23 protein-coding genes are annotated in these 25,453 nt (G+C 73.0%); 16 read left to right on the top strand and 7 right to left on the bottom strand.

What is annotated here, in order from left to right; translation table 11 throughout:
• Positions 1–44 precede the first annotated feature (44 nt).
• The 3 genes from HCK00_RS03050 to HCK00_RS03040 form a co-directional block, all read right to left on the bottom strand.
• Complete coding sequence (locus HCK00_RS03050; protein ID WP_168100160.1) at positions 45–953, bottom strand: nucleotidyl transferase AbiEii/AbiGii toxin family protein; 909 nt, start codon at positions 951–953, stop codon at positions 45–47.
• A complete protein-coding gene (locus tag HCK00_RS03045) occupies positions 950–1,558 on the bottom strand; it encodes a type IV toxin-antitoxin system AbiEi family antitoxin domain-containing protein (RefSeq protein ID WP_311765116.1) in 609 nt (202 codons plus the stop codon). The genes HCK00_RS03050 and HCK00_RS03045 overlap by 4 nt, the downstream gene beginning before the upstream one ends.
• Before the next feature lie 142 nt (positions 1,559–1,700).
• Complete coding sequence (locus HCK00_RS03040) at positions 1,701–2,492, bottom strand: pirin family protein (protein ID WP_446459011.1); 792 nt, start codon at positions 2,490–2,492, stop codon at positions 1,701–1,703.
• A 107-nt stretch (positions 2,493–2,599) separates the two neighbouring features.
• Here HCK00_RS03040 and HCK00_RS03035 point away from each other — a divergent pair, with 107 nt between their 5' ends.
• The 5 genes from HCK00_RS03035 to fabF all read left to right on the top strand — a co-directional run bounded on the left by HCK00_RS03035 (position 2,600) and on the right by fabF (position 7,642).
• A complete protein-coding gene (locus tag HCK00_RS03035; RefSeq protein WP_168100158.1) occupies positions 2,600–3,793 on the top strand; it encodes a PucR family transcriptional regulator in 1,194 nt (397 codons plus the stop codon).
• A gap of 89 nt (positions 3,794–3,882) precedes the next feature.
• Positions 3,883–4,854: an ACP S-malonyltransferase gene (locus HCK00_RS03030; RefSeq protein WP_168100157.1), complete on the top strand. Its 972-nt coding sequence runs from the start codon at positions 3,883–3,885 to the stop codon at positions 4,852–4,854.
• A 12-nt stretch (positions 4,855–4,866) separates the two neighbouring features.
• Positions 4,867–5,901: a ketoacyl-ACP synthase III gene (locus HCK00_RS03025; RefSeq protein WP_168100156.1), complete on the top strand. Its 1,035-nt coding sequence runs from the start codon at positions 4,867–4,869 to the stop codon at positions 5,899–5,901.
• A gap of 153 nt (positions 5,902–6,054) precedes the next feature.
• Positions 6,055–6,303, top strand: coding sequence for an acyl carrier protein (locus HCK00_RS03020; RefSeq protein WP_168100155.1), 249 nt, complete (start codon positions 6,055–6,057; stop codon positions 6,301–6,303).
• A gap of 70 nt (positions 6,304–6,373) precedes the next feature.
• A complete protein-coding gene (gene fabF, locus HCK00_RS03015) occupies positions 6,374–7,642 on the top strand; it encodes a beta-ketoacyl-ACP synthase II (RefSeq protein WP_168100154.1) in 1,269 nt (422 codons plus the stop codon).
• A 227-nt stretch (positions 7,643–7,869) separates the two neighbouring features.
• Here fabF and HCK00_RS03010 read toward each other — a convergent pair whose 3' ends face one another.
• A complete protein-coding gene (locus HCK00_RS03010) occupies positions 7,870–8,364 on the bottom strand; it encodes a DUF3145 domain-containing protein (RefSeq protein WP_168100153.1) in 495 nt (164 codons plus the stop codon).
• Positions 8,365–9,067: 703 nt separating this feature from the next.
• Between HCK00_RS03010 and HCK00_RS03005 the strand changes: the two genes are divergently transcribed.
• The 11 genes from HCK00_RS03005 to HCK00_RS02955 all read left to right on the top strand — a co-directional run bounded on the left by HCK00_RS03005 (position 9,068) and on the right by HCK00_RS02955 (position 21,786).
• The gene (locus HCK00_RS03005) at positions 9,068–9,844 is read left to right on the top strand and encodes a GDSL-type esterase/lipase family protein (protein ID WP_311765115.1); all 777 of its coding nucleotides are present in this window, start codon (positions 9,068–9,070) and stop codon (positions 9,842–9,844) included.
• 438 nt (positions 9,845–10,282) lie between these two features.
• Positions 10,283–11,443 (top strand): mandelate racemase/muconate lactonizing enzyme family protein, encoded by a 1,161-nt coding sequence (locus HCK00_RS03000; RefSeq protein WP_168100151.1) that lies wholly within the window; start codon positions 10,283–10,285, stop codon positions 11,441–11,443.
• Positions 11,440–12,462, top strand: a complete 1,023-nt coding sequence (locus HCK00_RS02995) for a zinc-dependent alcohol dehydrogenase (protein WP_168100150.1) — start codon at positions 11,440–11,442, stop codon at positions 12,460–12,462. The genes HCK00_RS03000 and HCK00_RS02995 overlap by 4 nt, the downstream gene beginning before the upstream one ends.
• 104 nt (positions 12,463–12,566) lie before the next feature.
• Positions 12,567–13,541: a hypothetical protein gene (locus tag HCK00_RS02990; RefSeq protein WP_168100149.1), complete on the top strand. Its 975-nt coding sequence runs from the start codon at positions 12,567–12,569 to the stop codon at positions 13,539–13,541.
• A gap of 32 nt (positions 13,542–13,573) precedes the next feature.
• Positions 13,574–14,680, top strand: coding sequence for a multiple monosaccharide ABC transporter substrate-binding protein (gene chvE, locus HCK00_RS02985; protein WP_168100148.1), 1,107 nt, complete (start codon positions 13,574–13,576; stop codon positions 14,678–14,680).
• Positions 14,680–16,290: a multiple monosaccharide ABC transporter ATP-binding protein gene (mmsA, locus tag HCK00_RS02980; RefSeq protein ID WP_168100147.1), complete on the top strand. Its 1,611-nt coding sequence runs from the start codon at positions 14,680–14,682 to the stop codon at positions 16,288–16,290. The genes chvE and mmsA overlap by 1 nt, the downstream gene beginning before the upstream one ends.
• Complete coding sequence (gene mmsB, locus HCK00_RS02975) at positions 16,287–17,540, top strand: multiple monosaccharide ABC transporter permease (RefSeq protein ID WP_168100146.1); 1,254 nt, start codon at positions 16,287–16,289, stop codon at positions 17,538–17,540. Before mmsA ends, mmsB begins: the two co-directional genes overlap by 4 nt.
• A gap of 90 nt (positions 17,541–17,630) precedes the next feature.
• Positions 17,631–18,821 carry an aldose epimerase family protein gene (locus HCK00_RS02970; RefSeq protein ID WP_168100145.1) on the top strand — a complete coding sequence of 397 codons (1,191 nt, stop codon included), beginning with the start codon at positions 17,631–17,633 and terminating at the stop codon, positions 18,819–18,821.
• A gap of 320 nt (positions 18,822–19,141) precedes the next feature.
• Positions 19,142–19,996 carry a helix-turn-helix domain-containing protein gene (locus tag HCK00_RS02965; RefSeq protein ID WP_168100144.1) on the top strand — a complete coding sequence of 285 codons (855 nt, stop codon included), beginning with the start codon at positions 19,142–19,144 and terminating at the stop codon, positions 19,994–19,996.
• 12 nt (positions 19,997–20,008) lie between these two features.
• A complete protein-coding gene (locus tag HCK00_RS28350) occupies positions 20,009–20,311 on the top strand; it encodes a DUF397 domain-containing protein (protein WP_168100143.1) in 303 nt (100 codons plus the stop codon).
• Positions 20,312–20,667: 356 nt separating this feature from the next.
• Positions 20,668–21,786: an NADH:flavin oxidoreductase gene (locus HCK00_RS02955; RefSeq protein WP_168100142.1), complete on the top strand. Its 1,119-nt coding sequence runs from the start codon at positions 20,668–20,670 to the stop codon at positions 21,784–21,786.
• A gap of 98 nt (positions 21,787–21,884) precedes the next feature.
• Here HCK00_RS02955 and HCK00_RS02950 read toward each other — a convergent pair whose 3' ends face one another.
• The 3 genes from HCK00_RS02950 to arfA form a co-directional block, all read right to left on the bottom strand.
• Positions 21,885–22,358 carry a hypothetical protein gene (locus HCK00_RS02950; RefSeq protein ID WP_168100141.1) on the bottom strand — a complete coding sequence of 158 codons (474 nt, stop codon included), beginning with the start codon at positions 22,356–22,358 and terminating at the stop codon, positions 21,885–21,887.
• Between the two features lie 5 nt (positions 22,359–22,363).
• Positions 22,364–23,683 carry an AAA family ATPase gene (locus HCK00_RS02945; protein WP_168100140.1) on the bottom strand — a complete coding sequence of 440 codons (1,320 nt, stop codon included), beginning with the start codon at positions 23,681–23,683 and terminating at the stop codon, positions 22,364–22,366.
• Between the two features lie 155 nt (positions 23,684–23,838).
• Entirely contained in the window at positions 23,839–25,353 is a 1,515-nt protein-coding gene (gene arfA, locus HCK00_RS02940) for an arabinosylfuranosidase ArfA (RefSeq protein ID WP_168100139.1), read from the bottom strand.
• Between the last annotated feature and the right edge of the window lie 100 nt (positions 25,354–25,453).

The raw sequence follows: 25,453 nt of genomic DNA, 5'->3' as shown, positions 1-25,453 counted from the left end.
AGCCGTTCCACGGGTGGTCGAGGCCGGTGCGGTGCGGCCTCAACTCAGCCGCCTCCCCCGGACCGGCCGTGTTCACGCGCGTCTCCGGCCAGGGCCGTCGCCCAGACCTCGCGCACCAGCGCGAGCACCGCATCCACGGTGGCCGGGATCTCGGTGACCAGTTCCCCGGCCGGCCGTGGGTATTCGGCCCGCCACGCGGGCGGTGGGTCGGGCACGTCGCGCGGAAGGTCGTGCGTCGCACGTACCGCGAAGACATGCCGCACGACGCCGGCGAGCACGGCGTCTCCGGCAAGGCCGTCCTCGATGAGCAACACGAGATCCGCCAGGTTCTTGACCCGCGTGTTGGGGCGGTTGCCGTAGTCACGGGTGAAAGCGTGCAGCTTCTCCGCGAAGTGCTGGCGGCGGTCGACCGCCTCGATCGTCCGCTGCGGGGTCCCGGCAAAACTCAGCGTGTTGGGGAGGGAAAGGCACTCGGTCCGGGCGATCTCCTCACCCCGGTCCACCACATCCACACGGATGCCCGCGAAGAGTTTGCCCGCAAGGTGCGCCTCGACGGAGAACCGCCAGCCACCCCGCCCGGCGGTGTCCGCCCGCAGCGGCACCGGGGCACCGACACGGAAGCGGAAGCCGTCGCCGTCCAGGTCCACCGCCAATGCCTCGATCAGCAGGTCACGTACCTCGCCCCCATCGGCGCCAAGACCTTCCTCGGGCCGGAGCGCGAGATCCAGATCCTTGGTGGTACGAGCCCGCCCGGGTAGCCGGAACTCCATGACGGCCCCGCCTTTGAGGATCCAGCCGCCGGTTCCGTCCACGGCGAGGCGGGCCGCCATCCGGTCGAAGACGACGAGCCGCCGACGGCGGGACAGGTCGGTGCCCGACTTCTCGGACTCCTGCTTCAGCCGGGCCTCCAAGGCACGCCGCAGCGCGGGCGCGTCACGGTACCGGCCGGTCATGACGCGGCTCCCAGCGCCCGTTCCACACCCAGCTCCGCGCGGGATCCCAGCAGTTGCGCGGCGTGGAGCAGGCCGCGACGCGTCACCATGCCGCGTTCCAGCGCCTCGGCCACCGCGCCCTCCAGGACATCCTGGTCGTATCCATCCGCGGCGGACTCCACGAGGGCCCGGATCGGGGTGGTGAGACGGTATCCCTGTCGGTGCTCGACATCCGCCGCCCGCAACTCCGCGCGGTGCAGGATCACCGTTTCCGATTTCTGCCGGAAACCACGCGGAACCGTCAGATGGATCCGTGAAGGGTTCGCCGTGCCGAGGTCGTGGGCGGCCAGGGCGCTGGCATGTGAGATGACCGCGCGGCCCTTGCTCCAGAGCCACCAGCGCACGAGTTGCTCGTCTCCCTCGGTCGGCAGGTCGGAGAACTCGGGCAGGCGGTAGAGCCCACGGTCCACGGAGACCCAGTTGCCCCGGTGTGCGTGATATCGCTGACTTTGATATGAGTAGCCGGATTCCACGGCCTGCGCCGCGGTGAAGTAGCCACGCTGCCCGGCAGCGATCCGCCACAGGGCACCGCGGCGGACGAGGCTCCCTCGATGTTCCACTGCCACCCCTGCACCGTAGCAAAGTAAAAAGAGTTTTTAGTTTGCCACACCAGGCACACGTGAAACTAAAGAAAACTACGGGTTACTTGCGAGTAGGAGGATGCGCCCGACAACGGCGGGAACAGCCGACCGCAAGGGGCGGCACCAGTTACGGCAGTTCCCAGACCAGGAGTTCGGAGGGTTCCTCGGCGGTCAGGGAGCGGGGGGCCGTGAGACGGAGGGCGTCGCCCGGGGTGAGGGGCGGTTCCGCGGGTGCGCCGCCGCCGTCGCCCGCGCCGTCCAGCCGCAGTGCGCCGGCGGTCACGTGGACGTAGCTGCGCGGGGCGTCCGGGAGGGCGACGCGCGCGCCCGCCGCCGGGCGGCGGAGGTGGAGGACGGCGCCGGAGCGCTCGACGGCGAACGGGGTGCGCTCGGCGAGGCCGCGGACGATCTCGTACTCCGGTTCGCCACCGGGCTCACGCGGGGTCAGCCACATCTGCACGAAGACCAGCGTGCGGTCGCCGTCGTTGCGCTCCTCGTGCTCCACGCCGGAACCGGCGCCGAGGCGCTGGACGTCGCCGGGGCGGACGACGGTGGTGTGGCCCGCGGAGTCCCGGTGGGTCAGCTCGCCCTCGACGACCCAGGTGACGATCTCGGTGTCCCGGTGCCGGTGGGCGGCGAAGCCCGCGCCGGGCGCCAGCCGCTCCTCGTTGCAGGCGATCAGGGGGCCGAAGCGCAGGTTGTCCGGGTCGTAGAAGCGGCCGAAGGAGAAGGCGTGCAGGGTCACGATGCCGGGGGCCGCCTCCCCGGTGGCCCCGCCGGCCGTCTCGGTGGCGGCCCCGCCGGCCCCGGCCGGCCCCGCGCCCCCGTCACCGGTCCCGTCGCCGTCCTCGCCGCCGGTCACGCCGTCCCCGCCGCGGTACCGCGCCTCCGCCCGCCAGACCTCGCTCATGTCCCTCACGCTAGCCCTCCCCCGTGGGCGCGGCACACGTGGGGACGCTCCCGTGCGGGGGGCCGGTCCCGGACCCCCGGCCCCGGATGTCCGGGGGATGAGGCAGGCTAGTCCACGTGCCAGAACCTGCATCCGGATCACCCGACCGCGCCCATCCGCACGCCGCGACGCTCCTGAGGCTGGAGAAGTCCGCCGCCTCGCTGGCGGCCGACGCCATCGCGCGCATGGACGAGACGCTGCCGTGGTACCGGGCGATGCCGCCGGAGAACCGCTCCTGGATCGGGCTGGTCGCGCAGGCCGGTATCGCGGCCTTCACCGAGTGGTTCCGCCACCCCGAGGCGCCGCAGGCGATCAGCACCGACGTCTTCGGCACGGCCCCGCGCGAGCTGACCCGGGCCGTCACGCTGCGGCAGACCGTGGAGATGGTGCGCACCACCATCGAGGTCATGGAGACGGCGATCGAGGAGGTGGCCGCACCGGGGGACGAGTCCATGCTCCGCGAGGCGCTGCTCGTCTACGCGCGGGAGATCGCCTTCGCCACGGCGCGGGTGTACGCCCAGGCCGCGGAGGCGCGCGGCGCGTGGGACGCCCGGCTGGAGTCGCTGGTGGTCAACGCGGTGCTCTCCGGCGAGGCGGACGAGGGCACCCTCTCCCGCGCCGCCGCGCTGGGCTGGAGCTCCCCGGAGCACGTCTGCGCCGTGCTGGGCACCGCCCCCGAGGGGGACAGCGAGCTGACCGTGGAGGCGATCCGCCGGGCCGCGCGGCACGCGAAGGTCCAGGTGCTGACGGGGGTGCTGGGCAGCCGGCTGGTGGTGGTCGCGGGCGGCAGCACCGATCCGCTGCGCATCGCGCGGGATCTGATCGGCCCGTTCGCGGCGGGCCCGGTGGTGGCCGGACCTGTCGTCGGCGACCTGCTGTCGGCGACGCGCTCGGCGGCGGCCGCCGCGGCCGGGCTGCGGGCGTGCTCGGCCTGGCCGGACGCCCCCCGCCCGGTGCTCGCGGACGACCTGCTGCCGGAGCGCGCCATGGCGGGCGACGCGAGCGCGCGGCAGCAGTTGGTGGAGGAGATCTACAGACCGCTGGAGGAGGCCGGCTCGGCACTGCTGGAGACGCTGAGCGTCTATCTGGAGCAGGCGAGCAGTCTGGAGGGCGCCGCGCGGATGCTCTTCGTCCACCCCAACACCGTCCGCTACCGGCTGCGACGTGTGACGGACGTCACCGGATGGTCACCCTCCGATGTGCGCTCCGCGTTCACCCTGCGCATCGCCCTCATCCTGGGCCGCCTCGCCGACGGGGATTCCCTGTCCTGAGCCTTTGTGGGGTACGCACAATTCCCCTGACGGTTCTTGGTCCCTGTCCCCACGGGCGGCGGAGCCCGGCGCCGGGAGAGAGTGTGAGAGTGCTCGTACTCGTCGCTCCCGGCCAAGGCGCCCAGACGCCCGGCTTCCTGACCCCCTGGCTCGACCTCCCCGGCGTGGCCCCGCGCCTCGCGGAGTGGTCGGCCGCCACCGGACTGGACCTGGTGCACCACGGCACCGAGGCCGACGCCGAGACCATCCGGGACACGGCGGTGGCCCAGCCGCTGCTGGTCGCCGCGGGCCTCGTCGCCGCCCACGCGCTCTTCGACGACCTCGGCTCCGGGCTTCCCGCCCAGGTCGGCGCCGTCGCGGGGCACAGCGTCGGCGAGCTGACCGCCGCCGCGCTGAGCGGGGTGCTCTCCGACGCCGAGGCCGTGACCCTCGTCCGGGAGCGCGGCCTGGCCATGGCCGAGGCCGCCGCCGTCACCGAGACGGGGATGTCGGCGGTGCTCGGCGGGGACCGGGACACCGTCCTGGCCCACCTGGAGAAGCTGGGGCTGACCCCGGCCAACATCAACGGCGCCGGGCAGATCGTCGCCGCCGGCACCGCCGCCCAGCTCGCCGGACTCGCCGCGGCCAAGCCGGAGAAGGCGCGGGTCATCCCGCTGAAGGTGGCCGGCGCGTTCCACACGGGCCACATGGCCCCGGCGGTCGCGCGGCTGGAGGCCGCCGCGGCGCGGCTGTCGCCCGCGGACCCGCGCCTGCCCTGGATCTCGAACAAGGACGGCCGGGCCGTGGCGTCCGGTCCGGACGCCGTGGAGCGCCTGGTCCGCCAGGTCTCCAACCCGGTCCGCTGGGATCTGTGCATGGAGACGTTCCAGGAGCTGGGCGTCACCGCGCTGATCGAGGTCCTGCCGGGCGGCACCCTCACCGGGCTGGCCAAGCGGGCGCTGCCCGGGGTGCGGACCCTCGCCCTGAAGACCCCGGCCGATCTCGACGCCGCCCGCGAACTGATCGCCGAACACGCGGGACAGGCCGGGCAGAAGCCCGCCGCCCCCTCTTCCGCGGAATAGGAGCCCACCCGCATGACCGCGAAGATCAAGCCGAGCCGGGGTGCCCCGTACGCGCGCATCATGGGGGTGGGCGGTTACCGCCCGACCCGCGTGGTGCCCAACGAGGAGATCCTCAAGCACATCGACTCCTCGGACGAGTGGATCCGCTCCCGCTCCGGGATCGCGACCCGCCACTGGGCCTCCCCCGAGGAGACCGTGGCCCTGATGTCGGTCGAGGCGGCCGGGAAGGCCATCGCCGACGCGGGGATCGCCCCGGAGCAGATCGGCGGTGTCATCGTCGCCACCGTCTCGCACTTCAAGCAGACCCCGGCCGTCGCCACCGAGATCGCGCACCGGATCGGCGCGGGCAAGCCGGCCGCGTTCGACGTCAGCGCGGGCTGCGCGGGCTTCGGTTACGGCCTGGCGCTCGCCAAGGGCATGGTCACCGAGGGCAGTGCCGAGCACGTCCTGGTCATCGGTGTCGAGCGGCTGTCGGACCTCACCGACCTGGAGGACCGCGCCACGGCCTTCCTCTTCGGCGACGGTGCCGGCGCCGTGGTCGTCGGCCCCTCCGAGGAGCCCGCGATCGGACCGGTCGTCTGGGGCTCGGAGGGTGACAAGTCCGACACCATCAAGCAGACGGTCCCCTGGGACGAGTTCCGCGCCGGCGACCTCTCCCGGCTGCCCCTCGACTCCAAGGGCGAGGTCAAGTTCCCCGCCCTCACGCAGGAGGGCCAGGCGGTGTTCCGCTGGGCCGTCTTCGAGATGGCGAAGGTCGCGCAGCAGGCCCTGGACGCGGCCGGGGTCGACCCGGCCGACCTGGACGCCTTCATCCCGCACCAGGCCAACATGCGGATCATCGACTCGATGGTGAAGACCCTCAAACTGCCGGACACCGTCACGGTCGCCCGTGACGTCGAGTCCACCGGCAACACCTCGGCGGCGTCGATCCCGCTCGCGATGGAGCGGCTGCTGGCGACCGGCGCCGCGAAGAGCGGGGACACCGCGCTGGTCATCGGCTTCGGGGCGGGGCTCGTCTACGCCGCGACGGTCGTTACCCTCCCTTAGGCACCGCACGCGCCGGTACGGGGCAGCCCGTCCCGCCGAGCATGCGGCCCCACCGCGTCCTCCGGCCTCCGCCGGGCGGCGCACCGCGGGGGAAGTCCCCACCCGAGTCCCACCCGTACAGCACCACCCGAACACCGAATGGAGAGCGCCACCATGGCCGCCACGCAGCAAGAGATCGTCGAAGGACTGGCGGAGATCGTCAACGAGATCGCCGGCATCCCCACCGAGGACGTCCAGCTGGACAAGTCCTTCACCGACGACCTGGACGTCGACTCGCTGTCCATGGTCGAGGTCGTCGTCGCCGCCGAGGAGCGCTTCGACGTGAAGATCCCGGACGACGACGTCAAGAACCTCAAGACCGTCGGCGACGCCACGGACTACATCCTCAAGCACCAGAGCTGACCTGGGCGTTCGTCGCCACCCCGGCGGTGGCGGTGGTCCGCACCACCCCTGAACACGTGGAGACATTCCTGTGAACCCGACCAACCGCACCGTGGTCGTCACCGGTATCGGAGCAACCACACCGCTGGGGGGCGACTACGCCTCGACCTGGGAGGGCCTGCTCGCCGGCCGGTCCGGAGTGACCGTGCTGGAGGGCGAGCGCTTCGCCGAGCTGCCGGTCCGCATCGCCGCTTCGGCGGCCGTGGACCCCTCCGAGATCCTCCCCCGGCCGATGGCCCGCAAGCTGGACCGCTCGGCCCAGTTCGCGATCATCGCCGCCCGGGAGGCCTGGGCCGACGCCGGTTACACCGGCGCGGCCGGCTCGGAGGAGAACGGCGCCGTGCGCCCGGAGCGGCTCGGCGCCGTCATCGCCTCCGGCATCGGCGGCGTCACCACCCTCCTCGAGCAGTACGACGCGCTCCGTGACAAGGGCGCGCGGCGGGTCTCCCCGCACACCGTGCCGATGCTGATGCCGAACAGCCCCTCGGCCAACGTCGGCCTGGAGGTCGGCGCCCGCGCCGGGGTGCACACCCCGGTCAGCGCCTGCGCCTCCGGCGCCGAGGCCATCGGCTACGCGGTGGAGATGATCCGCACCGGCCGCGCCGACGTGGTCGTCGCGGGCGGCACCGAGGCGGCCATCCACCCGCTGCCGATCGCCGCCTTCGGCAACATGATGGCGATGTCCAAGAACAACGACGACCCGCAGGGCGCCTCCCGCCCCTACGACGCCGACCGCAACGGCTTCGTGCTCGGCGAGGGCTCGGGCGTGGTGATCCTGGAGTCCGCGGAGCACGCCGCGGCGCGGAACGCCCGCGTCTACTGCGAGGTGCTCGGCCAGGGCATCTCGGCCGACGGCCACCACATCACCCAGCCGGAGCCGGAGGGCCGCGGCATCGCGGACGCCCTGCGGAACCTGCTGGACTCCACCGACCTCAAGCCGTCCGAGATCGCGCACATCAACGCGCACGCGACCTCCACCCCGCTGGGTGACGTCGCGGAGATCAAGGCGCTGCGGAAGGTCTTCGGGGACGACGTGGACCACATGGCGGTCTCCGCGACCAAGTCCATGACCGGGCATCTGCTGGGCGGCGCGGGCGGCGTGGAGACGGTGGCCACCGTGCTGGCGCTGTACCACCGGACGGCCCCGCCGACCGTCAACATCACCAACCTCGACCCCGAGGTGAGCGCCGACGTCGTCCGTGACGAGCCGCGCGCCCTGCCGGAGGGCACGATCGCCGCGCTGAACAATTCGTTCGGCTTCGGCGGCCACAACGTGGTGCTGGCCTTCCGGACGGTCTGAGGCAGCACGGTCCGGGGCAGCACCGCCGGAGGCAGCGCTCCTGCCCCCGCCCCGGCGCCGCCATGGCCCGGGGCCGGGGGCCCGCCGGGGTCTTCGGCCCCTTCCACGGCGGTCCGTGTACAGATGAGGTCCCCGCCCGGGGTGTCCGGGGCGGGGACCTCGTGCGTTCTCCCCGGCCGGTCGGCGGCGGCCGGGGAGGGGAAGCCCGGGACGCCCGGGGCGGGCCGTCAGACGACCTGGTGGAGCCAGCGGACGGGGGCGCCCTCGCCCGCGTAGCGGAACGCCTCCAGCTCGTCGTCCCAGGGCTTGCCCAGCAGTTTGGCGATCTCGGCCTCCAGGGCCGTCTCCCCGCGGGCGGAGCGGGCCAGCGCCGCCCGCAGCCGGTCCTCGGGGATGAGGATGTCGCCGTGGACGCCGGTGACGGCGTGGAAGATGCCGAGGTCGGGGGTGGCGCTGTAGCGCTCGCCCTCGGCGCCGGCGCAGGGCTCGGCGGTCACCTCGAAGCGGAGGAGCTGCCAGCCGCGGAGGGCGGAGGCGAGCTTGGAGGCCGTGCCCGTCTCCCCCTGCCAGCTGAACTCGGCGCGCCAGGTGCCCGGTTCGGCCGGCTGTTTGATCCAGTCGAGGCTGACACGGACGCCGAGGACGCCCGCGACCGCCCACTCCACGTGCGGGCAGAGCGCGCGCGGGGCGGAGTGCACGTACAGGACTCCACGTGTCGTCACCGGGACCTCCAGTGTGGGACGAGGTGCGCCTTCCCCTGCGGCCTCGCGCCCGTACCGATCTCGTCCGGAACAGGGCTTGACATTCTGCCCCAGAGACCACTCCCGCACCAGGCCCCGAGATGACCAACAGTAAACAACATCGGGGGCGATCCTCTGCAAAAGGGACACTCTGGTGACGTGCCGTGAACGGACGGGGCGGGGCGCGCTACTCCGGTCGAAGGACCGGGAAACCCGCCACGGACACGGCGTCGGCTGCCCCGGGAGAAAGCTACCGTGCGGCGGAGACCGCCGGGTGACGTACGGTCGGTCAGGCACAGATATCACGGAAGCTTCACCCTCGGGAGCGTCCCCGAATGGCGTGACCGGATGCCGCCCGACCGGGTGTACCGACCCTCCGTACGGAGGAGCCGGCGGCTTCCGGTTGACGGGATCCGGGTGCCCGGAGCGAAGGGAAGCAGGGATGCGGGAGACGGAGCGGCAGGGCCCCCGCGGAGCGCGTGGCGCCCGCACCCCGCGGCGCGCCGGACAGCCGCCTGCCCCCGGGCGCGCCCGGCGCGCCCTGACTGCCCGGGCCACCCGGAGCACCCGGACCACCGGCCGCCCCGGAGCGGCACTGGCGGCCGCGCTCGCCCTCGCCGTGCTGCCACTCGCGGGCTGCGGGTCCGGCCCGGACGGCGGGGGCGGGGGTGAGCGGCGGAGCCCCGTGGCCACGCCCACCTCGTCCCCGGCGCGGCCGCCGGAGGGCGGCCCCGGCTCGCTCGCCGCGCTCGGCGACTCGATGAGCCGCGGTTTCGACGCCTGCCGGCTGCTCGCCGACTGCGTCCGGGCGTCCTGGGCGACCGGCACGGACCCGGAGGTGAACAGCCTGGCCACGCGGCTGCTGGCGGACCCGCGCGCGGACAGCGTGAACCTCGCCCGCACCGGCGCCGCCATGGCGGACCTGCCCGGCCAGGCGGAGCGCGCCGTACGCCACCGGCCGGAGCTGGTGACGGTGCTGATGGGCGCCAACGACGCCTGCCGGAGCGGCGTCGCGTCGATGACGCCGGTGGAGAGCTTCCGGGCGGACTTCCGCGAGGCGCTGCGGACGCTGCGCGAAGGGCTGCCGGAGACCGAGGTGTTCGTGGCCAGCGTGCCGGACCTGTACCGGCTGTGGGAGCAGGGCCGGGGCAGTGATCAGGCCAAGCAGGTCTGGGCGCTGGGCATCTGCCCGTCGATGCTGGCCGAGCCCGACGCGGTGGGCCCGGCGGCGGTGGAGCGGCGGCAGGCGGTGCGGGACCGGGTCGTCGCCTACAACCGGGTGCTGGAGGAGGAGTGCGGCCGGGACCGGCGGTGCCGGTACGACGGCGGGGCGGTCTTCCGCTTCCGGTTCACCGGGGCCCAGCTGAGCCCGTGGGACTGGTTCCACCCGAGCCGCGAGGGGCAGCGCCGGCTGGCGGAGCTGGCCTACCGGGTGATCGCCGGGGAGCGGCCGGCGGGCTGAGCCGCACGGGCGGGCCCGCCGCCCGCGGTGCCCTTCCATGCCGTGCCCTTCCATGCCCTTCCATGCCGTGCCCTTCCATGCCATGTCGTGCCGTGCCGTGCCATGCCGCGCCGCGGCGGGGCGGGGCGGGCCGAGGCTGCGCCGCCGCCCCCGTAGCCCGTCCGCGTAGCCCCTCCGGCCCCCGCCCCGCTGCCCCCGAGGGCAGCCGGCGCCCGGCCGGAAAACACCGCCCGCCCGCGTCCGGCGCGGTGGCGGAGAGCCGCCGCCCACCGGAACCGGCCCTTCTGCGCACAAGCGGGGTGGGGGCGCGGCGGGCGGGGAAGGACGGTCTGGTGCACGCCCATTGACACTGCTCCTGGGCCGTCATTACCGTCGCGCCCAGAATTTCGAACGGTTGACGATATCTCGAACATCGAGAACCACCGAAGGGCAGGGGCCTTGCGCATCACCGGCATCACCACCCATGTCGTCGGCACCCCGTGGCGCAATCTGACCTACGTCCTCGTCCACACCGACGAGGGCCTCACGGGCGTCGGCGAGACCCGGATGCTCGGCCACACCGACGCGCTGATCGGTTATCTGCGCGAGGCGGAGGTCAACCACCTCGCGGGGTCCGACCCGTTCGCGGTGGAGGATCTCGTCCGCCGGATGAAGTACGGCGACTACGGCCGGGCCGGCGAGATCGTCATGTCCGGCATCGCCTGTGTGGAGATGGCCTGCTGGGACATCAAGGGCCAGGCGCTCGGCGTGCCCGTCTGGCAGCTCCTCGGCGGCCGGGTCACCGACCGGGTCAAGGCGTACGCCAACGGCTGGTACACCGTCGAGCGCACCCCCGAGGCGTTCCACGCGGCCGCCCGCCGGGTCGTCGAGCGCGGTTACCGGGCGCTGAAGCTGGACCCGTTCGGCACCGGCCACTTCGAGCTGGACCACGCCGAGTCCCTGCACTCCATAGCCCTGGTCGAGGCGGTGCGGGACGCCATCGGGCCGGAGACGGAGCTGCTGGTCGAGATGCACGGCCGGTTCAGCCCCGCGACGGCGGTGCGGCTCGCCGGCGAGCTGGAGCGGTTCCACCCCTCCTGGCTGGAGGAGCCGGTGCCGCCGGAGAACCTCAAGGCGCTGGCCAAGGTGGCCGAACGGACCCGGCTGCCGATCGCCACCGGCGAGCGGATCCACGACCGGATCGAGTTCCGCGAGCTGTTCGAGTCGCAGGCCGCCGACATCATCCAGCCGGACGTGGGGCACATCGGCGGCATCCTGGAGACCCGGAAGCTGGCCGCCACGGCCGAGACGCACTACGTGCTCCTCGCCCCGCACAACGTGGGCGGCTCGGTGCTCACCGCGGCCTCGCTCCAGGTGGCGGGGTGCACCCCCAACTTCAAGATCCTCGAACACTTCAACGACTTCGCCGACGCCGACATCAAGAAGGTGGTGAAGGGCGCCCCCGAGGTGGTGGACGGCTACTTCACGCTCTCCGACGCCCCCGGGCTCGGCGTCGAGTTCGACCCGGAGGCGGCCGCCGAGTTCCCGCAGCAGCGCGCCCACTTCGACCTCTGGGCGGAGGGCTGGGAGAAGCGCGACCCGACCGGGAGGCCCTCATGAGCCCGGGGGCCGGGCGCGCCGTCCTGCTGGAGCGCCCCGGCTCCCACCGCCTCGTGACGGCCGAACCGGCTCCCCCCGGGCCGGGCGAGGTGCTGGTGCGGGTGGCGGCGGCCGGGGTGTGCGGCAGCGACCGCGAGCTGTACGAGGGCAACCGGGCGCCGGACTACGTCCGCTACCCCGTCGTCCCCGGCCATGAGTGGTCGGGGACGGTGGAGGCCGTCGGCGAGGGTGTGGACCCGGCGCTGACCGGCCGCGCCTGTGTCGCCGAGGGCTTCCGCAACTGCCGCAGCTGTGACCGCTGCCGGGCCGGGGAGACCTCGCTGTGCAGCGGCGGGTACGACGAGACGGGGTTCACCCGGCCCGGCGGCTTCGCCACCACGCTCACCGTGCCCGCCCGGCTGCTGCACCTCCTCCGGCCGGGGACGGATCTGCGGGCCGCGGCGCTGCTGGAGCCGGCCGCGGTGGTCGCCGCGGCGGCGCTGACGGCGGCGGCGCGCCCCGCCGAGCGGATCGCGGTCGTCGGGGCCGGCACGCTCGGGCTGCTCGCCGTCCAGCTGCTGGCCGCCGGCTCCCCCGCCGAACTGCTCGTCGTGGACCCGCGCGCGGACCGCGCCGGGCAGGGGGTGGAGTTCGGCGGCACGGGGGCGCGCACCCCCGGCCAGCTCGGCCCGCTCGCCGGGCGGTACGACCTGGTGGTGGAGACCGCGGGCGCCGCCGGCAGCGCGGCCGGCGCGGTCGCCCTGGCGCGGCGCGGCGGCCGGGTGGTGCTCACCGGGCTGCCCGCGCCCGGCGCCACGGGCCTGGATCCGACGGAGCTGGCGATGCGCCAGATCACCGTGCACACGGTGTTCGGCGCCCCGTCCGCCGCCTGGGCGCACGCCGTCCGGTGCTTCGAGGCCGGACTGCTGGACCCCGCTCCCCTGATCACCCACGAGCTGCCGCTGGAGGGGTACGCCGACGCGGTGAAGCTCGTCGGCGGCGGCGATCCGGGGGTGGGGAAGGTGCTGCTGCGCCCCTGAGACCCGGCGCCGGCGCCGGTGTCCCCACCGGGTGGCCTCCGGCCACGCGGTCCGGCCCGCCGAACGCCATCCGTGATCCGGAACAGTTGAAGCAGAGGAGCCCCGTGTCCGACACCACCCGTCCCGCGCCGCGCCGCCCCGGCTCGGCCGCCCTCTCCCTGCTCGGCGAGGCCGTCCCCGCTGACGACCCGGCCGACGCGTCCCCGCACTCCTTCCCCGACGGCGGCACCTGGCGCACCGAGGTGCCGTCCGTGGAAGGCCCGGAGGCGCTGGCGACCGTACTCAAGGAGTCCGACCGGCTGGAGGTGCCGGTCCACCGCGTCAGCCAGGGCAGCGGCGTCTGGATGCTCACCGACGCCGAGATCTCCGAGATGCTCGGGCTCTGCGCCGGACGCGACATCGAGCTCTGCCTGTTCACCGGGCCGCGCGGCACCTGGGACATCGGCGCCGCGACCCGCACCGACTCGCGCGGCGGCGGTCTGCGCGCCCGCGGGCACGACGGGCTCGCCGGCTGCGTGGAGGACGCGGTGCGCGCCGTCGAGCTGGGGGTGCGCTGCCTGCTCGTGGCCGACGAGGGCGTGCTGTGGACCCTGCACCGGCTGCGCGCCAGAGGCGTGCTCCCCGCCGACACCACGTTCAAGGTGTCCGCCCTGGTCGGCCCGGTCAACCCGGCCGCGTACGGGGTGTGGGAGCGGCTCGGCGCGGACTCCGTCAACATCCCCTCCGACCTGGGGCTCGACCAGATCACCGAGATCCGGCGATCCTCCCGCGCCCCGATGGACCTCTACATCGAGGCCCCGGACGACCTCGGCGGTTACGTCCGCATGTACGACGCGGCGGAGCTGATCCGCCGCGGCGCCCCGATCTACCTGAAGTTCGGGCTGAGCAAGGCCCCCGCCATCTACCCCTACGGCGCCCATCTGCGCGACGTCACGCTGGACACCGCACGGGAGCGGGTCCGGCGCGGCCGGCTGGTCCTCGACCTGCTGGCGCGGCACGGCGCGGACGGCGCCATGTCTCCCCTCGGCTCGCGTCTTCCGGGACCGCTGCGGCGCTTCCCGGAGGGCGAGGACTCCTGAGTCACCGGCACTACGGAAGGACCCCGACCATCATGCGAACGTTCCGAGCCGCGGCCGCGGCGGCGGCAGTTCTCACGCTCACCCTCACCGCCTGCGGGCAGGACAGCACCGGCGTCGACGACGACCGCAAGGGGGGCGACGAGAAGGGCGGCACCATCGGGCTGGCCATGCCCACCAAGTCCTCCGAGCGCTGGATCGCCGACGGGCGCAACCTGGCGAAGGAGTTCGAGTCCAAGGGCTACAAGGCGGACCTCCAGTTCGGCAACGACGACGTCGACGAGCAGGTCGCCCAGATCGAGAACATGATCTCCAAGGGCCACCGGCTCATCGTCATCGCCGCCATCGACAGCGCCGCGCTCACCAATGTGATCCAGCGCGCCGCCGACGACAACATCCCGGTCATCGCCTACGACCGGCTGCTGATGGGCACCGAGCACGTCGACTACTACGCCACCTTCGACAACTTCAAGGTCGGCGTCCTCCAGGGCACCTACATCGCGGAGAAGCTGGGGCTGAAGGAGGACGGCGGCGAGAAGGGCCCGTTCAACATCGAGCTCTTCGCCGGCTCCCCCGACGACAACAACACCCGCTTCTTCTTCGACGGCGCCATGAGCGTGCTCAAGCCGTACATCGACGACGGCAAGCTGGTCGTCCGCTCCAAGCAGACCAAGCTCAACCAGATCACCACGCTCCGCTGGGACGGCGGCGCGGCCCAGCGGCGGATGGACGACCTGCTCTCCAAGGCGTACACCAGCGAGCGCGTGGACGCCGTGCTCTCCCCGTACGACGGCATCTCCATCGGCGTCCTCTCCGCGCTCAAGAGCGTCGGGTACGGCACCAAGAGCCAGCCGTTCCCGGTGATCACCGGGCAGGACGCGGAGAAGGCCTCGGTCAAGTCCATCATCGACGACGAGCAGACGCAGACCGTCTACAAGGACATCCGCAAGCTCGCCAAGTCCGCCGCGCAGATGGGGGACGCGATCCTGACCGGCGGCAAGCCCGAGGTCAACGACACCAAGTCCTACGACAACGGCAAGAAGGTCGTACCGGCCTACCTGCTGCAGCCGGTGAGCGTGGACAAGTCCAACTGGAAGCAGCTGGTCGAGGACGGCACCTACACCGAGGCCGAGCTGAACTGATGGCGGAGGCAACCGAACCCGGCGGCGCGGCCACCGCCGCGCCCCCGCGCCCCGTGCTGGAGATGCGCTCCATCACCAAGACCTTCCCCGGCGTCAAGGCGCTCTCGGGTGTGGACATCTCCGTGCGCGAGGGCGAGATCCACGCGATCTGCGGGGAGAACGGCGCCGGGAAGTCCACCTTGATGAAGGTGCTCAGCGGGGTCCATCCGCACGGCAGTTACGAGGGCGAGATCGTCCTCGGGGGCGAGCCGTGCGCGTTCAAGGACATCCGGGCCAGCGAGCGGCGCGGCATCGTCATCATCCACCAGGAGCTCGCGCTCATCCCGTACCTGTCGATCGCCGAGAACATCTTCCTCGGCAACGAGCAGACCACCCGCGGGGTGATCGACTGGAACGACACCCTGGGGCGGGCCGGGAAGCTGTTGCGCCGGGTGGGCCTGACCGACTCCCCGCAGACCCGGATCGCGGACATCGGCGTCGGCAAGCAGCAGCTCGTGGAGATCGCCAAGGCGCTCGCCAAGGAGGTGCGGCTGCTCATCCTGGACGAGCCCACCGCCGCCCTCAACGACGAGGACAGCGCGAAACTCCTCGATCTGCTGCGGGAGTTCCGTGCCCAGGGGATCTCCTGCATCCTCATCTCGCACAAGCTCGGCGAGGTGCTGGGGATCGCGGACACCGTGACCGTGCTGCGGGACGGCCGGACGGTGGAGACCCTCACCGTCCGCGAGACCCCGGACGCCGAGCCCGCCGTCACCGAGGAGCGGATCATCCGGGGCATGGTCGGCCGCGACCTCGGCCACCGCTTCCCCGAACGCCCCCGGTACGAGGGTGGGGACGCCACCGCGCCGCCGGCCCTGCGGATCGTGGACTGGACCGTGCACCACCCCATCGACCAGCAGCGGAAGGTGGTCGACGGGGTCTCCCTGGAGGTGCGGCGGGGGGAGGTCGTCGGCATCGCCGGGCTGATGGGCGCCGGCCGCACCGAGCTGGCGATGAGCGTCTTCGGCCGCTCCTACGGGCGGCACGCCTCGGGTCACGTGCTCCGCGACGGCCGGGAGGTCTCCACCCGTACCGTGCCCGAGGCCGTCGCCCACGGCATCGCGTACGTCACGGAGGACCGCAAGACCTACGGGCTCAACCTCGGTGACGACATCCGCCGCAACGTCACCATCGCCTCGCTCGGCAAGGTCTCCCGGCGCGGGGTGATCAGGGAACACGAGGAGACCCGGGCCGCCGAGCGCTACCGCACGTCGCTCAACATCAAGGCCCCCACGGTGTTCGAGACCGTGGGCCGGCTCAGCGGCGGCAACCAGCAGAAGGTCGTCCTCGGCAAGTGGCTCCAGGCCGGCCCGGACGTGCTGATCCTCGACGAGCCGACCCGCGGCATCGACGTGGGCGCGAAGTACGAGATCTACACGGTGGTGGGGGAACTGGCCGCCCAGGGCAAGGCGGTGCTCCTCATCTCCTCGGAGCTGCCGGAGCTGCTGGGGATGTGCGACCGGATCTACACGATGGCCGCCGGCCGGCTGACCGGCGAGGTGGACCGGGCGGAGGCCACCCAGGAAGTGCTGATGCGCCACATGACCATGGACAGAGGACGAACGCGATGAGCACCACGACCACCACCAAGGACCCGGGCCCCGGACCAGGGCCCGGCTCCCCCGGCCCGTCCGGCTCCGCCGGTTCGCAGCTGGCCGCCACCGTGCTGCGCGGGATGCGCGCCAACATGCGGCAGTACGGGATGCTGCTCGCGCTGGCGATGATCGTCGTGCTGTTCCAGGTGTGGACCGACGGCATCCTGCTCAAGCCGCAGAACGTCACCAACCTGGTCCAGCAGAACAGTTACATCCTCATCCTGGCCATCGGCATGATGATCGTCATCATCGCGGGCCACATCGACCTGTCGGTGGGCTCGCTGGCCGCCTTCACCGGCTCGGTCGCGGGCGTCCTGATGATCAAAAACGACATGCCCTGGGTACCGGCCCTGATCATCTGCCTGCTGATCGGGGTGGCGGCCGGCGCCTGGCAGGGCTTCTGGATCGCCTACATCGGCGTCCCGTCGTTCATCGTCACCCTCGCCGGGATGCTGCTCTTCCGCGGGGCCACCCAGATCATGCTGGAGGGCCAGACCCTGCGGCCCTTCCCGGACGGCTTCCAGTCGCTGGGCAACGGCTTCATCCCGGAGATGGGCCCCTCCACCAACTACCACAACCCGACCCTGGTGATCGCCCTGGTCCTGGTGGTCTACGTGGTGTGGCGGGAGTGGAGCGACCGCCGGCAGCAGGAGCGGTACGAGCTGGAGACCATGCCGATCGGCCTCTTCGCCGTGAAGTGCGCCGCCCTGGTGGCGGCGATCATCGCCTTCGCGATGACCCTGGCCAGCTACCACGGCGCGCCGATCGTGCTGCTCATCCTGTGCGGTCTGCTGATGGCGCTGGGCTTCGTGATGCGCAAGGCGGTCATCGGCCGGCACGTCTACGCGATGGGCGGCAACCGGGCGGCGGCCAAGCTGTCCGGGGTGAAGGACAAGCGCGTCACCTTCCTGGTCTTCGTGAACATGGGCATGCTCGCCGCCCTGGCGGGGGTCGTCTACGCGGCCCGGCTGACGGCGGCGACCCCCAACGCCGGCATCAACTTCGAGCTGGAGGCCATCGCGGCCGCGTTCATCGGCGGGGCCTCGGCCAGCGGCGGGGTCGGCACGGTGCTCGGCGCGATCATCGGCGGCCTGGTGCTCGGCGTGCTCAACAACGGGATGTCGCTGGTCGGCATCGGCACCGACTACCAGCAGGTCATCAAGGGCCTGGTGCTGCTGGCGGCGGTCGGCTTCGACGTCTGGAACAAGCGCCGGGTCGGCTCGTAACGGCCCCGGCACGGCGGGCGGCCCCCGGTGGGGCCGCCCGCTCCCCTTGTCCGCTCTGTCCCCTGTAGCCCCTGAGAGGATCGGCACGGCATGACATCGAGACGCACGGTGATAGCGGCCGCGGCCGCTGGATTGGCGGCCACGACCATGACGACAGCAGGTACGGCGGAGGCCCGGGAACAGGGCGCCGCGGAGCGCGGGGCGGGCGTTCCCGCCGGGCGCGGCGCCCCCGTCCGTGACACCTTCGGCACCCTCCCGGACGGCACCCGGGTCGACCGCTGGACGTTCTCGAACGGCGGCACCCGGCTGCGGGTGCTCTCCTACGGCGGCATCGTCCAGTCGCTGGAGATCCCCGACCGGCGCGGCCGGACGGCCAACGTCTCGCTCGGCTTCGCGGACCTCCCCTCCTACCTGGAGCACAGCCCCTACTTCGGGGCGCTGATCGGGCGCTACGGCAACCGCATCGCCCGCGGCCGCTTCACCCTCGACGGCAGGACGTACCAGCTCCCCGTCAACGACGGGGACCACAGCCTGCACGGCGGCGACCAGGGCTTCGACAAGCGCGTCTGGAAGGTCGAGCCGTTCACCCGCGGCGGTGACACCGGGCTGGTGCTCAGCCGGGTCTCCCCGGACGGTGAGATGGGGTACCCCGGCGCGCTGACGGTGCGGGTGGAGTACGTCCTCACCGGTGACGGGGACTTCCGCATCACCTACCGGGCCACGACGGACGCCCCGACGGTCGTCAACCTCACCAACCACACCTACTTCAACCTCGCCGGCGAGGGCTCCGGCTCGGTGCTCGGCCACGAGCTGCGGCTGGACGCCTCCCGCATCACCGCCGTGGACGCCGGGCTCATCCCGACCGGCGAGCTGATGCCGGTGGCCGGCACCCCGTTCGACTTCCGGCGCGCGAAGGCCATCGGCCGGGACATCCGCGACGGGCACCAGCAGATCCTCCGCGGCCGGGGCATCGACCACAACTACGTCCTCGACAAGGGCAGCACGGCGCGCCCCCGCCACGCCATGACGGTCACCGAACCGCGCTCCGGCCGCACCCTGCGCATCGCCACCACGGAACCGGGCGTGCAGCTCTACACCGGCAACTTCCTGGACGCCTCCTTCGCCGGCACCTCGGGCCGGGTCTACCGCCAGGGTGACGGCTTCTGCCTGGAGACCCAGCACTTCCCGGACTCCCCGAACCAGCCCTCCTTCCCGTCGACCGTGCTGCGGCCCGGGGAGACCTACCGCTCGGAGACGGTGCACTCCTTCTCCGCCCGCTGAGCCTCCGGGGCCTCACCGGACACACCACCCCGGCGCGCGGTGGGCGCCGGGACGCCGCCCCGTGACGCGAGGGCGGCCGGACGGGCGCCCGCCGGAGTTTCACCGTGGCCCGGGACCTCCACAGGAACGGGAGGTCCCGGGCTCCGTCGTGCCGCCCGCCGGATCCTGCCCGCCGGAGCCGGCCGGTGCCTCCGGGAGCGGGCCGGCCGGGCCCGCGCGGGCCCGATCCGGGCGGTGTGATCACGCCAAGTCCCCACCCGCACACGGTTCATGAAAGGGTGATGCGTCACACGCGACACACCAGACACAGAAAGGACGTCATGTCGCTGAGAAGCACACCCACAGCTCGGCAGGAGCGCCTGGGTGCCGAGCTGCGGAGGATGCGGCAGGCCGCGGGCGTGACCGCCCGCGACACCGCCAGGCTCCTCGGGGTCGACCCCGCCAAGGTCAGCCATATCGAGGCCGGGAGGCTGGGCATCAGCGAGGAACGGCTGCGGCGGCTCGCGACCTTCTACTCGTGCGGGGACTCCACGCTGATCGACACCCTCGTGGCCATCACCTACGAACAGCGCGGCCAGGGCTGGTGGGAGGCGTACCGGGGGATCCTGCCAGCCTCCCTGCTGGACCTCTCCGAGCTGGAGCACCACGCCACCCGGCTGCGCACCATCCAGATCACGCACATTCCCGGCCTGTTACAGACCGAGGCGTACGCCCGCACCATCTTCGGCGCCGCGATGCCGCCCCTGCCCCGGACGGAGCTGGAGGCGCGGGTCTCCCACCGCATGGAGCGGCAGCGGGTCCTGTCCGGGCGCCGGGCGTCCCCGTACGAGGTGGTGATCCACGAGGCCGCGCTGCGGATGCGCTTCGGCGGCCGGCGGGTGGTGCGCGAGCAGCTCACGACCATGGCGGAGCTGGGGGAACGGCCGGACATCAGCCTCCGGGTGATCCCGTTCGCCTCCGAGGCCCACATCGGTTCGGGCCACGCGATGCTCTACGCCTGCGGTCCCGTCCCCCAACTGGACGCCGTGCAGGTCGACGCGGCGCACGGGATGGTGCTCCTCGACACCGAACCCCAGCTCAGGAAGTACCGGCACCTCTTCGACGCCATGCAGTCGGAGGCGCTCGGCGAGGCCGAGTCGCGTGCCTTCATCCACTCCGTCGTGCGCGAGCTGTGAAGGGTCCATCCGATGGCCAAGCAGACCATCCGGCAGAACGGCCGGAACGTCCGGCAGCGGCAGCCGGCCCACCGGGGCCGGCCGGTGCGGCAGGCGCGGAACCCCGCGGGCCCGTGGCGCTGGCAGAAGTCCTCCTACTCCCAGGAGGAAGGCGAGTGCGTGGAGCTCGCGACCGCCGGGTCCGCCGTGGCCCTGCGCGAGAGCGACACCCCGGGAACGGTCCTCACCGTCTCGGCCGCGGCACTCGGCGCCCTGCTCCGCGGGGTCAAGGCCGGTGAGTTCGACGGGCCGGGCGGGGCCCGCCGGGGCGGCTGACGGCACGCGCGCGGCCCCGGCGCCGTCGGGCCGGAGGGCCGGCCCAACCGCCCCACCGCACCGCCCCACCGCACCGCCCGGCCGCGCACCCGCCCGGTTCCGCGCCCCGGCCGCCGTCCCGCCGTCACCGCGCCCGGCGGCCGGGGGACCGGGGCCGGGGCCGGGCCGCGCGGTGCATCACCGGCAGGCCCGTGGGCGACGGCCGGTGATCCCGAACCGGCGTCTGTGACGAGCGTCACGCATCGAACACCCCGGCGCGCCCCGGCCGGAGGAATCGGAGGATCCCTCCGGATGTTCCAGCCTGACGACCCCGGCCGCCCCGCGCGGCCGTACCGCCGACAGGACGAAGGAATTCCATGGCGAACAGTCCCACCTCCCGGGCCGCGCAGATCCTCGGACGTCCCCTCACCCTGGGCGGGCTGACGGTCCGCAACCGCCTCGCGATGGCCCCGATGACCCGCGAGTACTCCCCGGGCGGCGTGCCCGGCCCCGACGTGGCCGCGTACTACGCCCGGCGGGCCGCCGCCGGCGTCGGCCTGCTCATCACCGAGGGCACCTACGTCGACCACCCCTCCGCCGGGACGAGCGACCGCGTCCCTCGCTTCCACGGCGAGGAGCCGCTGGCCGGCTGGGGCCGGGTGGCGGACGCCGTCCACGCCGCCGGCGGGCGGATCGTGCCGCAGCTCTGGCATGTGGGCATGGCGCGTGACGCCGGGGCCCCGCCCGTCCCCGAGGCACCCCCCGTAGGCCCGTCCGGCGTCCCGGTGAAGGACTCCGAACCGGGCCGCGCGATGACCCTGGACGACATCGACGACGTCGTCGCCGCCTTCGCCTCGGCCGCCGCCGCGGCCGAGGCCCGGGGCTTCGACGGCATCGAACTGCACGGTGCCCACGCCTATCTGATCGACCAGTTCCTCTGGGCCCACACCAACCGGCGTGACGACGCCTACGGCGGGGACCTCCTCGCGCGCACCCGCTTCGCGGCGGAGATCATCGCCGCCTGCCGTGGTGCGGTCTCCCCGGACTTCCCGATCCTCTTCCGGCTCTCCCAGTGGAAGATGAGCGACTACACCGCCCGGCTGGCGGAGTCCCCCCAGGAGCTGGAGGCCCTTCTCGCCCCGCTGGCCGAGGCGGGCGCCGACGTTTTCCACTGCTCCACGCGCCGCTACTGGGAGCCCGCGTTCGAGGGTTCCGGCCTCAACCTCGCCGGCTGGGCACGCAAGCTGTCCGGCCTGCCCACCGTGACCGTCGGCTCGGTCGGCCTGAGCAGTGAGTTCATGAGCAGCTTCCGGGGCGAGCCGGCCGATGTCACCGGCCTGGACGACCTGCTGGACCGGCTGGAGCGCGAGGAGTTCGACCTGGTGGCCGTCGGCCGCGCCCTGCTGGCCGACCCCGAGTGGGCCGCGAAGGTCCTCGACGGCCGCACCGCCGAACTGAAGCCCTTCACCCCGGAGGCGCTGGGCAGCCTGTACTGACCGAAGCCCCCGCGCACCACCGCGGGCCCCGGCCCGCCGCCGTGCCCCGGGCCCGCCCGCGCCCGGCGAGGGCACCCGGGCCCGCGGCCGGCACCGGATCAGGCGTAGGAGCCGAGCAGCGCGTCGAGCGTCCAGACCCTGGCCTCGATGCCGGAGGTACGGGCCAGGTAACGGTCCCGCTCGATCAGGATGTTGAGATCGCCGCAGCCCAGACGGTTGCAGGCGTGCTCGATCAGGCTGCTGCCCGTCCGTCCCCCGGCGATCAGGGCCTCCAGGTGGGCGCCGTTCCACTCCACCTCGTTCAGCGCCCAGGGCGCCGTGCCCTCCACCACCGTCCGGAGCACCGTGGCGAAGCGCTCCGCACAGGTCCTGCGTGCCGCGCCGTCCGGTAACTGGGCGATGTGGTTCCCCGTCTCGATCACCGCCGTGACGGGGAGCAGCAGGGTGCAGTCCCGCGCCGCTCGCTTGCGGACGAGGTCGGCGGCCACCTCCTCACGGTCCTGGCACTTGCCCGGGACACCGAGGAGGTTGCACAGGACGGAGGTGTCGACGAACTCGACTCTGCGCGCCACGCCCGTCACCCGATTCCGAGCAGCCGGTCGAAGTCCGAGTAGTCCCGGTCGCCACCGCGGTTCTCCAGACGGCCGCGGGCGACCACGTCCCCCAGGGTTCCGGCGGCCATCGCCGCCGGATACGACTCCAGCTCCGTCAGCCGGTGGAGCCGGCTGGTCCCCGTCCCGCGGTCACGGGCGCAGACGACGACGCCCTCGTGGTCGGCGCTGTCCAGAGCGGTGAGCAGGGCCGGGCTGTGGGTGGTGATCAGCACCTGCGTGCTGTTCTCGGCGCTGGCCTGCCGGACCAGTTGCAGGACTTCCGACGCCTGCGAGGGGTGCAGGCCGTTCTCCAGTTCCTCGATCACCAGCATCAACGAGTGCGCGGACCGCTCCGGGACCCGTGGCCCGAGGTCGAGCCCGCTGCCGCCGGTGAGCAAGGACGTGGCCACCGCCAGAAAGCGCAGCATTCCGTCGCTCATCTCCCGGGCCGGGGTCAGTCCGTGGCCGCCCTCGTCGAGCGCGAGCATCACGTCTCCCAGTTCGGACCGGGTGACCGCCAGTCGCTCGATGTCGTGGTCCGTCAGCCCGCGCACGAGTTCCACCAGGCGCTGGAAGAGCCCGGACTCCTGCCGCTGGAGACTTCCCACGGCGGCGGACAGGTTCTCCGCGGTGCGCCGCAGGTGGACATCGCGCGCCGGTACGTACTGACGCATCAGGTGAGGCACCGGGTCCAGGTGGAAGACCCCGGAGAGCGCCGACACCACGGTCTCCGCGCACCAGAGGGTGTCCCGCTCCCCCTCGGTGTCGCCCATCAGGCGTCCGGGGAGCTGCGCCGCGAGCAGACGCGAGGCGCGGAACGCCACCTGGGGGTTCCGGCCGGGTCTGCCGTTGTGCACGGCCGCGAGCACCGCGCCGGGGCCCGGTGGCTCGTCCGTCGTCTCCAGAACCTTCCGCCGCCCCTGGTGGGTCGGGCCGGTGATCGTCTCACGGACGATCCGGACCTCCGGCTCCACCTGCACCGTGATGTCCAGGTCGACCAGCCACCGCTTCCCCTCCTCCTCCCGCCGCACCGTGCAGCCGAGGGTGAAGTGGCCGGAGCCGTGCGGGACGCAGCCGGCCAGCCCGCCGCGCACCGGGCCGGATTCGCCGCGCCGGCTCTCCAGCGCCTCGATCACGTCCTCCCCGCGGGCCAGCCGGGAGAGCACCTCCAGACCATCCAGGGCGTTGGACTTGCCACTGCTGTTCCGGCCGATCAGGACGGTGAGCGGCGCGAGGGGCAGCGCCTCGCCGCGGAAGCTCTTGAACGCGGTGAGACGGACCTCTTCGATCGCCTGGAGTGTCACGTTTCTCACGCTACCGCAGGCGTGATCGGCGCCGGGCCGGTTACGCCCCCGGACCACCGGGTCCCCGGGGCGGGGCCGGCTCCGCCCCGGTCCCCTCCGATTCGCCCTCCGGAAGCCCCTCCCCGCCCCTCCCCGCCCCTCCGCCGGCCCCTTCCTCAGGTGAGGCGGATGACGTTCCAGGAGAGGGGTTCGAGTTCGGCGCGGAGGACGCCGCCGGCCAAGGATGTGCCCTCCGCCGGGTGCGGGGCGACCCGCTCCGGGTCGGCGAGGGTGTTGCGGGCCTCCGGGTCGGCGTCGGCGAGGACGCTGTGCTCGGCGACGCGTTCCACGGCCAGCCCGTGCAGGGTCACCTCCAGCGGCAGCGGCCGGTGGAGGTCGCGGTTGACGGCGAAGACGGTGACCGCGCCGGTGGTCTCGTCCAGCACGGCCGTGGCGTGCAGCAGCGGCACCTCCCCGTGGCGCGCCGTCCCGTGGGAGGGGCCGGTGGGGGTGACGGTGAGCACCCGGCCGCGCCCGTACCGGGACGCCTGCGCGAAGGGGAAGAACGTCGTCTGCCGCCAGGCCGGGCCGCCGGGCTCGGTGAGGATCGGCGCGATGACGTTGACGAGCTGGGCGAGGCAGGCCACGGTCACCCGGTCGGCGTGGCGCAGCAGCGCGATGAGCAGCGAGCCGGAGACGACGGCGTCGGTGACGCTGTAGTGGTCCTCCAGCAGCCGCGGCGCCTCCTCCCAGGTCCCGGGGTTCCGCTGGGCCTCCGCCTCGTAACGGGAGAGGTACCAGACGTTCCACTCGTCGAAGGAGAGCGAGATCCGCTTCGGCGACTTCAGCCGGGCGCCGATGTGGTCGCAGGTGGCGACGACGTTCTCGATGAAGGACTCCATGTCCACGGCCGAGGCGAGGAAGGAGTCGCGGTCGCCGCCGGTCTCCTCGTAGTAGGCGTGCAGGGAGATGTGGTCGACGAGGTCGTAGCACTCCGCCAGGACGGTCGCCTCCCAGGCGGCGAAGGTCGGCATGGCCTGGTTGGAGCTGCCGCAGGCGACGAGTTCGACGTCCGGGTCGAGCTGGCGCATGGCGCGCGCGGTCTCGGCGGCCAGCCGGCCGTACTCCTCGGCGGTCTTGTGGCCGGTCTGCCAGGGACCGTCCATCTCGTTGCCGAGGCACCACAGGCGGATGCCGTAGGGGTCCTTCGCGCCGTGGGCCACGCGGCGGTCGGAGAGTTCCGTGCCGCCCGGGTGGTTGGCGTACTCCTGGAGCTCCAGTGCCTCGGCGACGCCCCGGGTGCCGAGGTTGACGGCGAGCATCGGCTCGGCGCCAGCCTTGCCGGCGAAGTCCATGAACTCCCCGAGGCCGAACCGGTTGGTCTCGGTGGAGCGCCAGGCGAGGTCGAGGCGGCGCGGGCGTTCCTCGCGGGGGCCGGTGCCGTCCTCCCAGCGGTAGTTGGAGACGAAGTTGCCGCCCGGGTAGCGGAGGGTGGTGACGCCCAGCTCCCGGACGAGGCCGAGGACGTCGGTGCGCAGTCCCGCCTCGTCGGCGGCCGGGTGGCCGGGTTCGAAGACGCCGGTGTAGACGCAGCGTCCCAGGTGTTCGACGAAGGAGCCGAAGAGGCGGGGGTTCACCTCCCCGACGGAGAACGCGGGGTGCAGGGCGAAGCGGGCGGTGCGGTCGCTCATGGAGTCCTTCCGGGTGAGGGCGGGGAACGGAACTGCGGCACGGGGGGTAGGCGTCCGGTCCGGTTGCCGCCGGGGGTGAGTCGGGCGGCGGCAACCGGCT

The sequence above is a fragment of the Streptomyces zingiberis genome (genome assembly GCF_012034935.1).
Taxonomy (GTDB): domain Bacteria; phylum Actinomycetota; class Actinomycetes; order Streptomycetales; family Streptomycetaceae; genus Streptomyces; species Streptomyces zingiberis.
Note: the sequence above shows the minus strand (reverse complement) of the source record. Positions and strands in the feature narration are given on the sequence as shown.